Here is a 14,938-nt window from a genome sequence, read left to right as displayed (position 1 = left end):
TCGTCGTGCCACCCAGATCCTTGGTCTTGCCGGGGGTGACGTCGCCGCACTCGACGCCGAACTGGCCCGTCAGCACATGCTGACCGGCATCCGGTCGGGTCAGCTGCCCACAGTCCGCTCGATGAGCAGTGCTACCTGCTGGCACCGGCCACGAGGTATTTGAAGTCCGGCCCACAACCCACGCCGGGGCAACTCGTAGTCACCAACCGCAAGATTAGGTTCGTAGCACTGCCAGCACGGGGGCGAGGTACCCCTGTCGAAGCTGCACCGAGTCAACTGGGTGGGGCGCGACAGTATCGCCCTCGACGCGACCAACCGAGGGCTGCAAGCCCTCTGACGGGAATCGCACGTTGCACTGCGGCGCGGGACAAAGCCCGGCTGTGTCCAGCAGACCGGTGCCCGTCCCTCACTCATTCTGACCGCTCAGCGACCTGGCATCGGGAGGCACAACGATCTGGTGCAGGCTCCATCCTCGCCGCCTCGGGTGATGGTGGTGACTGGTGCCGTTGGAGCTTGTGGTGTAGGCCTTGTTTGCCTACTGTGCTGGCATCTGACCACCCCATGGGCTGTGCGTCGTTATGGTGCGGGTCTTCTGGACGTCGTTCCGGACGACGCTGGCGATACCAGGCATCCAGGTCTGAAGTCGCCGACGAGGTCCCATACCGTGGCGGCAGGAGCGTTGTACTTCTGCTTCTTGACTATTGTCATTTCGGTCCTTGGCTTGGTGTGTAAAGGGTGCCGGGCATGCGGCCCCGCTCACAGGCCCGGCACGGACCTTCCAGTGGTGGGTGACATTGCCCCCGGGGCGCAGGTTTGTGGGCTCCCTGGGTGTCAGGGTGAGTTGAGTCCAGTGGTTCACAGCAAACCCGCCTGCAGGGCGAGATACGGATCAACCCGCGATGACGATTTCTCCCACGGTTCTGGTCGAGGACAATGTCCGGATGGACCCCTCGCACCCACGCGCCGACGGCCCGCAGCGACGACGCGCCTTCAGCGCCGCCGACAAGCTCGCCCACCTGACCGCCTATGAACAGGCCTGCGAGAGCAACGGCGGAGGCGCGTACCTGCGCCGCGAAGGCCTGTACTCGTCCCTGATCAGCGAGTGGCGCAAACAACGCGATGCCGGCGTCCTCGACGGCAAGAAGCCCGGCGACAAGATCGGCAAACTCACCACCGAGCAGGCCGAGATCGCACGCCTCAAACGCGAGTTGGAGAGAGCAAACAAGCGACTGGCCACCACCGAGACTGCACTGGAAATCATGGGAAAAGCACATTCGCTCTTGGAGCAACTCTCCGAGAGCGCGGATGCGGACGAGCAGCGCAAGAAACGTTGATGCGCACCCATCACGAACTCACCGATTCCGGTGTAACAACAAGGGATGCAACCCAACTGACGGGAATCATTCGATCCACCGCAGCACGAGACAAGACCCGGCCCGCGGCACCGGATCCGACCGCCGCCGCAGTCACGCGCACCCCGGAGAACAAGCTCACCGACGCCGAACGCCGGACTGTCCTCGACGTTCTCGACAGTGACCGGTTCGTCGACCGAGCCCCGGCCGAGGTCTATGCCCAACTCCTCGACGAGGGCATCTACCTGTGCTCGGTCTCGACGATGTATCGGATACTGCGCGAAAACGCGCAGGTCACCGACCGTCGACGGCAGGCCCGCCACCCCGCCCGGGCCTGTCCGGAACTGGTGGCGACCGCACCGCGGGAGGTGTACTCGTGGGACATCACTAAACTTCCAGGCCCAGTCAAGGGCACGTATTTCGACGCGTACGTGATGATCGACATCTTCTCCCGCTACATCGTCGGCGCCCACGTCCAGACCCACGAGTCGGGGCTCCTCGCTGCCGAGATGATGACCGAAACCTTTGCTGTGCACGGAATACCGAACGTCGTGCACGCCGACCGGGGAACCTCGATGACCAGCAAGACCGTCGCCACCCTGCTCGCCGATCTCGAGGTCACCCGCTCGCATTCTCGGCCGCGAGTATCCAACGACAACCCCTATTCAGAGTCACTGTTCAAGACCCTCAAGTACGGCCCGGCATTCCCGGAGCGGTTCGGGTCCATCCACGACGCACGAGAGTTCATGGACTCGTTCGTCCATTGGTACAACCACGAACATCGCCATACCGGCATAGGCCTGCACACCCCCGCCGACCTGCACTTCGGACTGGCCGCGCACAAGGCCGACGAACGCTCTGCGGTGCTCGCTGCGGCCCGGCTCGCGCATCCCGAGCGGTTCGGCACGACCGGTACCCCGAAGATCCTCGACCTGCCGACCGACGCCTGGATCAACCAGCCCGTCGCCGAGTCCGAGGAGGCCGAACCCGACGCGGATCAGCTCGCCGCGTAACACCTGTTGGACTCAAACACCTTGACAAGTTCCGGCTTGCCGTATCGCTTACATGGCGGCGAGGATGTTCTCGTTGGTGGCGAGGACGTTCTTGCCGGCGGTGTGGATGTGCGCGTGGTGGGTGACGCGCGCGCCGAGGTGTTCGGCGGTTGCGATGTCGGCGGGGTGGACGGCGTCGGTGCCGCCGTCGACGGGGGTTTGGGCGCCGGCGCCGATCCAGAAGCCGAGGCGGTTGAGGTCGTCTTCGGAGGCGGTGAGGGCGTTCCAGCCGGGGGCGAGGCCGAGGCCGACCCAGATCATGTGGTGCTGAGCGGCGAGAGCGGTCATGAAGTTGAGGGTGTAGAGCTTGTCGCCGCTCTTGGAGCCGGAGTTAGTGAAACCGGCGGCGATCTTGTCGGCCCATGTGTGGTCGACGTAGCGGTGGCCGGTGCCTTCGGCGAAGGCGTGGAAGCCGGCGGAGGCGCCACCGTAATAGGTGGGGGAGCCGAAGATGATGGCGTCGGCGGCGTCGAGCTGCTGCCACTGTTCGTCGGTGATGGTGTCTACCGGGATGTAGGCTACCTCGGCTCCGGCCTTCTCGGCGCCGCGCTGGACTGCTTCGGCCAGGACGGCGGTGTGTCCGTAGCCGGAGTAGAACGCAACGGCGATCAGGGGGCGGTGGGTGGTCTCAGTCATGGGGAGTACTCCTCAAATCTAGTTGGGTGGCGAGTCTGGTGAAGTAGGCGACCTGGATGGCGTCCCGACGTGTTTCGTACGTTCTCGTACGCCGTGAAGCTCGGGCGCGGGTCGTCGCGCCCCTCGTACCTCTCTGGTCAGCGCCTCCCAACCCCAGAACGGGCCCCGAGGAACAGTTTGGCCTGCACCTGCGAAACTTTGGCCCGGTTGTCCGGTTCGTAGTGCACTTCCAGGACTTGCTCTAGCAGATCGCTCATGTCGCGTCTCCTTCGTGGTTGAGGTGAGGGTTTCACCGATCGCTGGCGTGCAAGCAAGCGCGAATGTCGGCAGCGGAGGTTTTCAGCAGGTACGGCTTGATCGGAGGACCTGGGATAGCGGTCGGGTCGGACCAGTCCCACTCGGGACAGGACGGCGTTCTCGTTGTTACCGCGCTCGTTCGGGCAATCTTTGACCGCAGGACGAAAGCGAGCCCCGTACGCGTCAGCATTGCTGCATGCGATTTGGTAGGCACTGTCACACTCGAACTCGGATCCCTACACGGGTCTACATCGGAGGTCAGTTGAGCCGGCAATCGGCGGAGCACGCAGTCGTCGACAGGAAATACGGTGTCCGAGGAGGGCACACGCTCCGGGGTAGCCGCAGATCCAGTTCCTCTTTGCGCTGACTGCGTCCAACGCTCGGTGCATCTGGGCGGTGTATCGCCGCCGGCGTGGTGCGGAGAACCGTAGTGTGCGGTGGCGTTCTCCGCCCACCACGGACCGAACTCTCAGAACAGCCATGGAACTTGGTCGTGTCCGAAGTCGTGGAAGTCGCCGAAACGGCCGGAATAGAAGACCAGTCCGGTTCCTTCTCGGCACCGCAGGTTGGCTGCCGTAGACGGCGCGATGGTCGCCGATGTCGTGGGCGCTGTGCACATCACATTCGATCTGCGCCAGCGTCCTTGATCAGCGGAAGACCGTTGTCGCCGGTATCGCAGTCGAGTCCTTCGAAGCGTGCGCCACCGCGGGTGGCGAATCGTCGGGCGATCGCTTCCTGGCGTGCGCTCAGGATGGAGACCGCGAATCGTCCCGCCTTGTCCACTGTGTCGGTGGTGCGCGATCCATGTGTTAAGGACACCAGGAGGATGGCGGGATCGAGGCTGATCGACGTCATCGAGCTGATGGTCATTCCGCACGATCCGCTCTCGGCGTCGTCGGCGGTGACGACACAGACACCGGCGATCAGGCGGCCCATGCAGCGTCGCATCGCCGTTGGGGTGGGTGCTTCGAATGTGGTCAGTGCCATGAGATTTCCCTACTTGGAGCTGTGGTAGCGCGCTTCGAAGGTGACCACGCCCTCGTCGGTGCGCCACGGGCCGTGAGGCTGCAAGAACTCGTGATCGTGATTGCTCCCCGACGCTCGTCCTCAGAGTTCCGTGTCCGTCCACGCTCGTCGCCATGGTGTGTGGTTCTCGGACTTGAGCATCCAGGCAGCCTTTTCCAGATCGTTGATTATGCGGTGCAGGAGGTCGGCGCTGGTGGGGTCGGTAGCGTCGACCTCGTCGTGAACGGAGCGGATGGTGTCGACTACGGCATCGACACGGGTGCCTACGTGGTCGACCGCATTGGTGGTGCTCAGCTCGGTGGGAGGGATGGCGGGCAGAGTCGTGGACGCCGCGATGGTGTCGGATCGTCCGTCGGGTACCGCGTCGAGGGCGCGCATGCGTTCAGCGATCGTGTCGCTGGCGTCGCGGGCAGTATCGACAATTTCGTCGAGTTGCAGGTGCAGGTCGCGAAAGTTGGTGCCGACCAGATTCCAGTGGGCTTGTTTGCTTTGTAGTTGAAGTTCGATGAGATCAACCAGGACCTTCTGCAGATTCTGCGGCAGACTGCGCGGGGCTTTGAACTCCCGCACGTCCTCGGACCGACGGCGTGAAGTAGTCATGACATGTCCTTTCGTCTGCGCTCCCCGTCTACGAGGGGTCGACCGCGCTCGCGTCTTGGTGGCGGGCCTCGATGGCCTTTATGGCTTGTCCGAATTGCTTTGCCAGGACGCGTCTGCCGCCGGCACCGAGCACGATCTCGAGGAGGCGTCCTTTGATGTTCTTGCCCTCGCGTACCACGATGGCGTCCACGTCGGTCGTCCCGTTGGGTTTGCGGGTGAGGGTGTAGGTGTGGCCTGAGTTCCCGCCCCATAGGTTGGAATCGGTGGTAGTCATTAGAATTCGGTGAGGGTCGGACCAGTTGTAATGTAAGCGTTCCCAGATGCCGCGCGAGCCTTCGGTGATGTCGACGTGATCGGGTCCTTGGCTGTGCACGCGGAGGTATTCGTCGGTGCTGTTGGGGAAGATAGTCGAGCGGCCTGGTCCGAAGTCGGTGAGGGCTGCGAGGATCTGTGCGGGCGTGGCGGTGGTGGTCTGGTGAAGGTGAATCGTGGTCATGGGGTTCGCCTTTGATATGTGGAGGGGTGTTGATGTTGTCGGTGTTGGGTTCCGTCGCGGAATACGGAAGAGCCGTGCCGTCGAGATGACGGCCGGGCGAGATGTGGTCGTCGTGGTCGTCTATGCGGTAGCCCGGTTCTGGCGGTCTGCTCTGCGGCCACCCGTGGTGGGTGCTGCTAACGGCGCGAGTCCCTGTGTTGCGGCGTCGCCGACAGAGGTGCGGCAAGGTCCGTACGAAGGCAGGCCCTTTCGGAAGTGCCGGCCCTGTGCAGGCCGGAATTGTGGTGGGTGGCGGCGTCAGATTCTCGTCGGATAGATTGCTGGCCCTACGGGGATACAGGGAGACAATAACTTTGGGGAGTGAGGTTGGGACAGAGACCCCACGGGAAGGGGCTGAACCTGTGACGTTCTGTTGGGCCTCCCCGGTCGTGACCGAATGGGTTGGGGCTGAATGGGTTGGGGCCGAGTCGGTGAGGAGCGATGGGATGGTGAGGATGATGAGGGAACGAGTTGTGGATCGACGACTGGTGGACGAATGACTGACTGGCGAGAGCGTCCGCAGGATCTGCCGCCGCCGCGCTGTCGCCGACCCCTCCGATGACAGTGATGGCCGCGACCGCGATTAGTGCACGACGAACAAGGTTCTTCATGGTTGAACTCATTTCTGTGTTGGTTTGGGCGTTGAGTGCCGAGACGGGCAGTGGACGTGAATGTTTCGGTTCGGCGGTGTTTGCGAGGTCAGTGGATTCGATGAGGGAAGTCATGTGGTTCGCGTTTCGAGGTGACACTCGTCGCGGATGGACCCGGAACTGAGCAAAGGTTCTATACCCTCCGTGATCCCCAGCCACCTGCCAGAGAGACTGCCCCGCCGACCAACGAGAGCCGCCACATGAGCACCGAGGTGTACCGCAATCGACGTGCGAGGGCCTCGGCAGGTTAGCTACTTCGCGCGCCCTCGCCTGGCGCTGGTGGAGCTTCCAGATCGGGTTGACACCGGTGGCGAGGTACGCCGTGACGGCGTCCTGTCCTTGCCGAAACACGGTGCCCGGCAGACGATGTCGACAATCGCGATGGTGAAACCCTCCTGTCCCTGTCACCGGTCTGGGCCGGTGTTATCAGCTATGACTGAACAGCCGCGCCGCTTGTGACAGGACGATCCGTTTCGAGCTTCGAGCCCCCAATTGCCCTGATTTGGCTGACTCCTCGGGTGGGAGCGGAAGCGGAAACATCGTCACCCGGATGCGGCCACTACTGCGCAGCCGCGATGACAGACCGGACTTGTCGTTGTTCGGATATTCATGATGTCCTGCGCGTGACGAAGTCCAGTCCCGATGTCCGGGGACCGGCCGGCAGCGCGCCCGCCCCGGCAGTCCGACCAGTTCGGTCGCTGTATCAGTGCGATCGAAGAGGTGGTCGGTTCCTGTAGCCGTCGTTTGAATGCCTGTAACAGGCGAGGCCGCTGTCCGGTCCTAGTTTGTGACCGCAGGCCTTCGAATGTCGCGGCAGAGTTCCGAAAGGGTCACCATGGCAGATCATCGACGGCGCAGTCCATCGGTTTGAAGTTCACGCACAATTTCCAGGGGTATGGGTATTCGGCTGAACCGTCGGATACTGCGAGTCCGGTGTGGCGGTGTCCGAAGTTGCACTGTGCGGTTCAGCGGGGCTACGCGAGCCAGTTGCTGGTTCGGCGCCCGAAAATTGAGTAAGGCGTCCACTGCCTCGAGACCACACGGATCGCGGCTGGTCAAAGTTGCCTCAGATGCCGTAAACAGCCGGTGGCGATTGAGGCGTCTACAGAGCACCAACGTCAGGACTCGCCGGATCCCGCTCCGCACGTTCCCGCAGAACCTGTTCTCTTCCGGTTCGATCCTGTACTCGACGTAGTTCACCCCCGACTATTCGCGGTCGCGCGTAAAATACGCGACGAGGTGGCGGTGCTGATGTCGAACAATGAACCGGGGCTGAACCTGCGTGGTCGACGAAGCGAATGCGCGGCGCTGGATCGCCTGGTGGCGGGTGTGCAGGCCGGCGAGAGTGAGGTGCTGGTCTTACGCGGCGAGACCGGTGTCGGCAAGACCGCGATGTTGGAATACCTGGCAGAGCACGCGGAAGGATGTCGCGTCGCTCGAGCGGCGGGCGTTGAGTCCGAGATGGAACTCGCGTTCGCTGGTTTGCAGCAGCTATGCGCGCCGCTATTGGACCATCTAGATCACCTCCCTGCCCCTCAGCGCGATGCGCTGGCCGTAGCGCTCGGCCTCAGCGCCGGGGACCCGCCGGACCGCTTCCTGGTTGGGCTGGCGGTGCTCAACCTGCTGGCCGAGGCCGCCGAGAAGCAACCGATCGTGTGCCTCGTCGATGATGCGCAATGGCTTGATCGCGTATCCGCGCAAACATTCGTCTTTGTCGCCCGCCGTCTCCTCGCGGAGCGGGTCGCACTCGTGTTCGCCGTGCGCGGGACTCGCGACGACCGCGCCTTTGTGGGGCTGCAGGAGCTCACGGTCCAGGGGCTGCGCGACGACGATGCCCGTGCGCTGCTGGACGCGGCATTACCCGGGCGACTGGACGAGCGCGTGAGAGACCGGATCATCGCCGAAACGCGCGGCAACCCGCTCGCCCTGCTGGAGTTGCCTCGGGGGCTGACGGCTGCGGAGCTGGCGGGCGGGTTCAGCAGTCCCGAGACGCGGCCGCTGGCGAGCCAGATAGAGCAGAGCTTCCTGCGGCGCGTCCAGTCGCTTCCGGCACAAACGCAACAACTACTTCTCACCGCCGCGGCGGAGCCGGTTGGCGATGTTCCTCTCCTGAGACGCGCGGCCGAGAGGCTCGGGATCGGAGCCGATGCAGCAACGCCGGCCGAGGCTGCGGGACTGATCGAGCTCGGCGTGCGAGTGCGTTTCCGCCATCCGCTGGTGCGCTCAGCTGCATACCGCGCGGCGGGCTTGGGTGACCGCCAGGCGGTGCATCGCGCGCTGGCCGAAGCGACCGATCCTGAATCCGATCCCGACCGTCGAGCGTGGCATCGTGCGCACGCGGCGGTGGGCCCCGATGAGGCGGTCGCCAGCGAGCTGGAGCGATCAGCCGACCGGGCACAAGGCCGCGGCGGCGTCGCGGCGGCCGCGGCATTTTTGGAGCGAGCAACCGCGCTGACGCCTGATCCGGCCCGGCGCGGAAGGCGTGCCTTCGCCGCCGCGCAGGCCAAGTTCGAGGTGGCAGCGCCCGATGCGGCGTACGACCTTCTCGCAACGGCGGAGTTGAGTCCGTTGAACGATCTTCAGCGTGCCCGGCTGGCGCGGTTACGGGCCCGGATGGCGTTCGCCCGCAGACGAGGGAGTGACGCGACGCCGTTGCTGCTCGATGCGGCCAAACGACTCGAGGGGCTCGATGACGGATTGGCACATGAGACGTACCTCGAAGCGCTCGGGGCGGCGATCTTCGCCGGCCGACTCGGTGGTGAGCGCGGAGTTCGAGAGGCGGCCCGAGCCGCACTTGCCGCGCCGCCGGGACCGCAACCGTCACGCCCGCTCGATCTTCTCCTGAAAGGAGTAGCGACGCGGTTCACCGAGGGCTACCCGGCCGGGGTGCCGGCACTGCGGCGCGGGCTGGATGCCCTTCGGCGGGAGACCCTCCCCACCGAGGACGACATCAGACGGTGGCTCTGGCTGGCATGCCCCATGGCGCAGTCGGTCGCATACGAGCTGTGGGACGACGAGGCATGGCATGAACTAGCCACTCGTGCTGTCCAGCTTGCTCGCGATGCCGGCGCGCTCGGAGTCCTTCCCGTAGCGCTCGTCTATCGCGCAAGCGTGCATCTGCACGCTGGCGAGCTCGCTTCTGCGTCCGCCCTGATCGAGGAGGCCGATGCGCTCACGGAGGCGCCCGGCTACGCGCGCACGAAGTACACGTCGCTGGTGCTGGCCGCCTGGCGCGGCGAGGAATCTCAGGCCGTGAAGATGATCGAGGCCGGCGTCGAGAACGCGACCGCCAGAGGCGAGGGCAGGATCATTGGGATGGCCGGGTACGTGACCGCGGTCCTATACAACGGTCACGGCCGCTACCAGGACGCCCTCGACGGTGCCCAACGAGCATGCGAATATGAGGATCTGGGCTTCTTCGGTTGGTCGCTCGTCGAGCTCGTCGAGGCGTCCGTCAGAAGCGGCGCCCACGAGGGGGCCGTCGAAGCCCTGCGGCGGCTCGAGAAACGAACGCTTCCCGCCGGCACCGACTGGGCCCGGGGCATCCTGGCCAGATCGAGGGCGCTACTGGCCAGCGGCAAGGCTGCAGACTCCCTGTACCGCGAGTCAATCGAACGGCTCGAGCGCACCCGGATCGTCGTTCATCTCGCCCGCGCCCACCTGCTGTATGGCGAATGGCTTCGCCGCGAGAATCGGCGCCTCGACGCGCGCGAGCACTTACGCATCTCCTACGAGATGCTCAGCCGCATGGGAGCCGAAGCGTTCGCCGAGCGCGCCCGACGCGAACTTCAGGCAACCGGCGAGACGGTACGTAGTCGCACGGTTGAAGCACGTGATGCCCTCACTGCCCAGGAGACGCAGATCGCCCGTCTCGCTGGTGACGGACTAACGAATCCGGAAATCGGAGCGCAGCTGTTCATCAGCCCGCACACGGTCGAATGGCACCTACGCAAAGTGTTCGCCAAGCTCGGCATCCGTTCCCGCAAACAGATCCGCGGGACGCTACCCGACGACGCAGAGCAGGCAGTCGGGGCGGTCCAACCCGATCTCTGACGGTGACCAGAAGCGTTCTTCGAGCGCCCGGCGCGGGACTCTAGCTGGCCACCGGCAAGGCGGTGGCAACGCACGTTTGAGACACGTAGGGTCCTCACGGCTCGAGAGATGACGTCTGTCGCCGAGGCTGCCGCTACACGTTGCCACAACCAATCTTGTTGTGGGCGTGGTTGTTTGCATTTCTACAAGTGTGAAGACGAGAGCGAAGTGACGTTTTGATACCGCCGCCGCGCAAGGGGCACGCCCGCTCGCCCCTCAGTGGATACTGTCGACACTCATGCTTATCCGACATACCGATCCGACCGATCATTCGGCTGGTGCGGGTAGCGCGTCGAATAGGCCGTGCGGCGGGAGGGTCAAATGTCGCAGCAGCCGACGGACCATTCGGCCGTGCCAGTTGGGAATCAAGACCGCATCTTCGGCTCGGCCGTAGGCGCAGGTTCTCATGGCCGGGAGTGTGCACGCCTGTCGGTGAGATCCACAGCTGCTGTGCGTAACCACTCACGCCGTAGACGTGTGCGGGGAGCGCAGAGTTCCGATGCTCACAGTTCGACCTTCGCTTGGGAGCGAGTGCTCCTCTCCGTCAGACCACGATCGATCCCCGCCTTCACCTGGTGGCCTCAGGTCTCGACGATCACCATCCCTAGGTGGCCACAACCATGCACCAGGGTGCCGACCACGGACTTCAAGGGCGCGATGAGCAGGCCCGAAGCGCGACTGTAGTTGCAGTGACATTGCCAGATGGCACCACACAGGAGCAGAGGGAGTCGAGAGCATGGACGCGAAGCTGGACACGCAGACGCAGACGCCGATTCAGGACACGAGCGAGGGTGCAGACGTGTACACAGGCGACGGCGGGCGGGAGATCAGCGACCTTGATCAGGCTGCCTCGGCTTTCCTCAACCTTCGACCTCGACTCTTCGGGATCGCATATCGAATCCTCGGAAGCGCGAGCGAGGCCGAGGACATCGTTCAGGAGGTTTGGCTTCGGTGGCAAGGCACCGACCGCACGGTCGTCATCAATCCGTCGGCGTTCCTGGCGACAACTACCACCAGGCTAGCCATCACGCTCGCCCAATCCGCCAGGAAACGGCACGAGACATACGACCTCCCCAGCCTTCCTGAGCCGGTGGACCCCCACAACGACCCGGCGGCAGAAGCTGAACTATGCGAGGAGGTCCAATCGGCGATGCTGATACTGCAGGAACTGACGCCCACGGAACGGGCCGCTTATGTTCTCCGGGAGGCCTTCGACTACCCATACCGGAAAATCTCAGAGATCCTTCACCTCGGTGTGGCCAACACCAGGCAACTCGTCAAACGCGCCCGCAATCGTATCGCGGCGCGCCGCGAGCACCGGGGTGTGATGAACGTGGTAGCGCATCGACGCCTCGTACGGGCGTTCTTTTCCGCAGCACAAGCAGGAAATTTCGCCGACCTCGAGGAGCTCCTCGCCAAGGATGTCGTCGACCCATCCAGACCGGGCATCGAATCTCGGAAGCCGATAAGTTCGATGACCGACCGTGAGTTCTGGCGACACGTCCAGCAAGACACCGACGACGAGCTGCAGGCGGATATCGACAACCCGGCCCGGACACCGGAGCAGCACGATGCACTGGTGCATGCACTCCTCGCTCGCAAAGATGCGCACGACGCAGCTGAGAGGCTGGCCGACAATCGCGAGCGCTGGCCATGGGTCCGCCCGAACTATTTCGACACCGATAGTGATTTCGCCACCGCTGCTGTGGTTTGACGAAACACACTTGCAGGAGAGCACGGTGCGAGTACACGAACCGCAGAGTCAACCTCGTCACCGACCGGGCCCACGCCGTGGTCGACACATCCGCTCCGCCGCCGACCCCGCCAGCGAATCACCGGCGACCTGGGAAGCCGCCTCCTTACGAGCCCGCGAAGCGAAACACTAGAGGCCGAACGTAGAGCGCATTCACGATGCATGATCCCGAGTTCCGTTTACTACCAACACTTTAGGAGGTCATCATGACCGAGGTGATAGCCGGTATCGCACTTCCCGATTCTTCCCTGGCGAACGATGCGACCGAACTCGTACGCGAAGCGGCGCCGCCGCTGCTGTTTCACCATTCGCGTCGCGTCTTCCTGTTCGGATCGCTCCATGGTCGGCGACTGGGGCGAACAGCCGATCCGGAACTGCTGTATGTCGGCGCGATGTTCCATGATCTCGGCCTGACGGAGACCTTCCGCGGCGACACCCAGCGATTCGAGCTCGATGGAGCTGACGAAGCGGAGCGGTTTCTCACGAGCCGCGGGATCCTCGCCGCCGACGTACGAACCGTCTGGGAGGCAATCGCGCTGCACACCACACCGGAAGTGCCGTACCGGCTGGCGCCGGAGATTGCACTGGTCACCGCCGGAGTGGAGACCGATGTCCTCGGGATAGGCCGAGGCGATCTTCCCGAAGCGCTCCTCGCGGAGATCACTCAGGCGCACCCGCGGCCCAACTTCAAGAAGGAGATTTTGCACGCCTTCACCGACGGCTTCAGACATCGCCCAGACAGCACCTTCGGCACCGTCAATGCGGACGTGCTCGAGCACTTCGTTCCCGGCTTCCACCACATCGATTTCGTCGACATCATCCAGAACTCCAGCTGGCCCGAATAGGTCGGTCACGACAAGACAAACGCATTGCCCACAGGTGCGAATTGTTCACCGTTCACGAAGAGGAAACTGAGAATGCCCGACACACAGTCCCATTCCAGAACCACCGACGCCGGTCCGCCGACGCACAACCAGCACCGCCCACGCGACTATCCGATGCTCGACCAGTTGCCGGCCGGACACGTGGGCCTCCCGACCATCGTGGCGGTAGGCCCGTTCGACGACCCCGAGCATGCCGAGCAACTGGCCGCGGCGTTCACCGTGGTGCGGCAGGTTCGGGAAGCGCAGCTCGTACTCGTCGGGACCGGTGCGCAGCGCGAGACCGTCGTGCGGCGGGCCGCCGCAAATAGTGTCGCGACCGACGTTCACCTGGTCGAGGATCCCTCCGGGCAGCAGTGGACCGACCTAATGGCCGCCGCAGACTTCGTGATGCCGAACAGCACCTCGGGCGCGACAACGCTCCTGGAGGTCTTAGCCGCCGGCCGGGCTGTGGTTGTCCCCGAACACCCCGCCACCGTGGGGCTGGTTCTACCCACCAGCGCGGGACTGGTCTACCGGCCCGGGGACGTGTACGGGATGGCCCAGGCGATGCTGCGGCTCCTCACCACACCCGAACTCCGGGACGGTATGGCCGCACGCGCCCGTGACGCCGCGACGCGATCACGGGGCGAAACAGAAACACGATATCGGCGAATGAGCGGCGCTCAGGATCGTCGGCGATTCAGGATTCCGAGGGATAGTCGTGAACCGAATTGAGAAATCCCGCCTGTCCTACACCGATGAACAGGGACGCAACCGAGACTGGATGCTGTCCGCGGCCGCCGGGCGGGTGACAGTGGGACGCTCTCACCGATCCGACATCGTATTGAGTTGGGACCCTATGGTGTCGCGGTTGCACGCGGTCATCGAATGGACGGGCACGCACTGGGCTGTCATAGATGACGGATTGTCCCGCAACGGCACCTTCGTCAACGGCAAACGGCTGACCGGCCTGAGACACCTTCGATCGGGTGACATCATCTCGATCGGTGTGACAGAGGTGATCTTCCACGGCCAAGACCACCCCGGCTGCGGGGAGACGCAGGAGCGGGTATTCATCGCGGCTCTCGCGGAGCACCGCATCATCTTCGACGTAGAGGCGGCACATGCATACCTTTTCGTCCTGGCCGGCGCCCCGCCCGAGCAGAACACCATGAGCGTGGTCGAGGGTCAGCGGTGGTGTACCGACGAGCGACTGAAGGAGGAGGCGCACGACCTTGCCGATCGCGTTCGCAGATCGATGCCCGGAGGCGCTGGGGAACGTGACTACTACGCGTTCACGCTGACCTCGACGGGTGATCTGCTCGAGAATCTGGCCCGGTCGATGATGATCATCCAGGAGGCCGACGCGGCCGGCGCCCTGCCCCCCTCCCTCCCATTCAGTCGCCTTGCGCACAAGTACACGAGCACCGTGCGGGAGCTGAGCAAGGCACCCACAGTCGAACCGCTATCGTCCGCGGAAGCGGGATCCAGCAGCGGGTACCTGATCATCGGCAGCGACGTGATCGACGACATATCAGCACTATTCGAGGCGGTCGGGTCCCTGCTGCTCGACCACAGCTATCGGCCGGAGCGCGCACTACGGGGTTCGGACCCCCTATTAGTGGCCACGAAAGCCATCGCCCGGGCCTCCGCTCTACGGTCGTCTCGACCCTAGACGGGCCCGGCTCGTGTTTGTCCGAGCTCGTTAACTTCGACAGCAATTCAACTCGGTGACCGTGACGGATCTAGTCGTAGCGGACCATCTCGTATCCGACCATTGCGAGCAGAACCGTGGTTCAGCACCCCGAGGGCGGCGAGACCGGGTTGTGCAACGGAGAGGAGCGATCAGCACGACCGCCGGCACGACACGCGGCACGGTGACCCCCCTTTCGGCGAAGGGCCGCCACTACAGCGTGGCCAACACATTGATCATTCAGTTCAGGAGGCCGACGCGACCGGCACTCTGCCCCGCCGCACTCCCCTTCAGCCGCCTCGCGCACAAATTCATCAGGCTACGTGTTGCTCATCGGAGGCGACGGGATCGACGACGTAGCAGCGTTCTTCGAGGCTACCGGGTCCCTA

The 14,938-nt window shown here is 64.1% G+C and carries 10 protein-coding genes; 6 read left to right on the top strand and 4 right to left on the bottom strand.

Annotated features, from left to right (window positions below; all coding sequences use genetic code 11):
* Nucleotides 1–899: 899 nt before the first annotated feature.
* A protein-coding gene (locus tag JVH1_RS37910; protein ID WP_371112988.1) for an IS3 family transposase occupies nucleotides 900–2,365 on the top strand; the annotation gives its coding sequence in 2 pieces (ribosomal slippage) (nucleotides 900–1,269 and nucleotides 1,269–2,365; 1,467 coding nt in all).
* A 48-nt stretch (nucleotides 2,366–2,413) separates the two neighbouring features.
* On the opposite strand, the gene JVH1_RS37905 is transcribed toward JVH1_RS37910, so the two are convergent.
* The 4 genes from JVH1_RS37905 to JVH1_RS37890 form a co-directional block, all read right to left on the bottom strand.
* Entirely contained in the window at nucleotides 2,414–3,040 is a 627-nt protein-coding gene (locus tag JVH1_RS37905; protein WP_009473026.1) for a flavodoxin family protein, read from the bottom strand.
* A gap of 915 nt (nucleotides 3,041–3,955) precedes the next feature.
* Entirely contained in the window at nucleotides 3,956–4,324 is a 369-nt protein-coding gene (locus JVH1_RS37900; RefSeq protein ID WP_009473024.1) for a flavin reductase family protein, read from the bottom strand.
* 120 nt (nucleotides 4,325–4,444) lie between these two features.
* Nucleotides 4,445–4,963, bottom strand: a complete 519-nt coding sequence (locus tag JVH1_RS37895; RefSeq protein ID WP_009473023.1) for a Dps family protein — start codon at nucleotides 4,961–4,963, stop codon at nucleotides 4,445–4,447.
* Nucleotides 4,964–4,991: 28 nt separating this feature from the next.
* On the bottom strand, nucleotides 4,992–5,459 hold the full coding sequence (locus tag JVH1_RS37890) for a hypothetical protein (protein ID WP_009473022.1): 468 nt from the start codon (nucleotides 5,457–5,459) through the stop codon (nucleotides 4,992–4,994).
* Between the two features lie 1,940 nt (nucleotides 5,460–7,399).
* On the opposite strand from JVH1_RS37890, the gene JVH1_RS37885 reads away from it, so the two are divergent.
* From JVH1_RS37885 to JVH1_RS37865, 5 genes are all read left to right on the top strand, one after another.
* Nucleotides 7,400–10,201 (top strand): LuxR family transcriptional regulator, encoded by a 2,802-nt coding sequence (locus tag JVH1_RS37885; RefSeq protein WP_083849695.1) that lies wholly within the window; start codon nucleotides 7,400–7,402, stop codon nucleotides 10,199–10,201.
* 775 nt (nucleotides 10,202–10,976) lie between these two features.
* On the top strand, nucleotides 10,977–11,954 hold the full coding sequence (locus tag JVH1_RS37880; protein WP_009473019.1) for a sigma-70 family RNA polymerase sigma factor: 978 nt from the start codon (nucleotides 10,977–10,979) through the stop codon (nucleotides 11,952–11,954).
* A gap of 245 nt (nucleotides 11,955–12,199) precedes the next feature.
* Nucleotides 12,200–12,838 carry an HD domain-containing protein gene (locus JVH1_RS37875; protein WP_009473018.1) on the top strand — a complete coding sequence of 213 codons (639 nt, stop codon included), beginning with the start codon at nucleotides 12,200–12,202 and terminating at the stop codon, nucleotides 12,836–12,838.
* Between the two features lie 72 nt (nucleotides 12,839–12,910).
* Nucleotides 12,911–13,591, top strand: coding sequence for a glycosyltransferase family 4 protein (locus JVH1_RS37870; protein WP_009473017.1), 681 nt, complete (start codon nucleotides 12,911–12,913; stop codon nucleotides 13,589–13,591).
* On the top strand, nucleotides 13,578–14,531 hold the full coding sequence (locus tag JVH1_RS37865) for an FHA domain-containing protein (RefSeq protein WP_009473016.1): 954 nt from the start codon (nucleotides 13,578–13,580) through the stop codon (nucleotides 14,529–14,531). The genes JVH1_RS37870 and JVH1_RS37865 overlap by 14 nt, the downstream gene beginning before the upstream one ends.
* Nucleotides 14,532–14,938: the final 407 nt, after the last annotated feature.

The sequence above is a fragment of the Rhodococcus sp. JVH1 genome (assembly GCF_000280725.2).
Lineage (GTDB): Bacteria > Actinomycetota > Actinomycetes > Mycobacteriales > Mycobacteriaceae > Rhodococcus_F > Rhodococcus_F jostii_A.
The sequence above is the reverse complement of the archived record's forward strand: the minus strand, read 5'-3'. Positions and strand labels throughout refer to the sequence as shown.

Coding starts and splice junctions, on each gene's coding strand:
- JVH1_RS37905 (WP_009473026.1), bottom strand. CDS start 3,040: ATGACTGAGACCACCCACCGCCCCCTGATCGCCGTTGCGTTCTACTCC.
- JVH1_RS37880 (WP_009473019.1), top strand. CDS start 10,977: ATGGACGCGAAGCTGGACACGCAGACGCAGACGCCGATTCAGGACACG.
- JVH1_RS37890 (WP_009473022.1), bottom strand. CDS start 5,459: ATGACCACGATTCACCTTCACCAGACCACCACCGCCACGCCCGCACAG.
- JVH1_RS37900 (WP_009473024.1), bottom strand. CDS start 4,324: ATGGCACTGACCACATTCGAAGCACCCACCCCAACGGCGATGCGACGC.
- JVH1_RS37870 (WP_009473017.1), top strand. CDS start 12,911: ATGCCCGACACACAGTCCCATTCCAGAACCACCGACGCCGGTCCGCCG.
- JVH1_RS37895 (WP_009473023.1), bottom strand. CDS start 4,963: ATGACTACTTCACGCCGTCGGTCCGAGGACGTGCGGGAGTTCAAAGCC.
- JVH1_RS37875 (WP_009473018.1), top strand. CDS start 12,200: ATGACCGAGGTGATAGCCGGTATCGCACTTCCCGATTCTTCCCTGGCG.
- JVH1_RS37885 (WP_083849695.1), top strand. CDS start 7,400: ATGTCGAACAATGAACCGGGGCTGAACCTGCGTGGTCGACGAAGCGAA.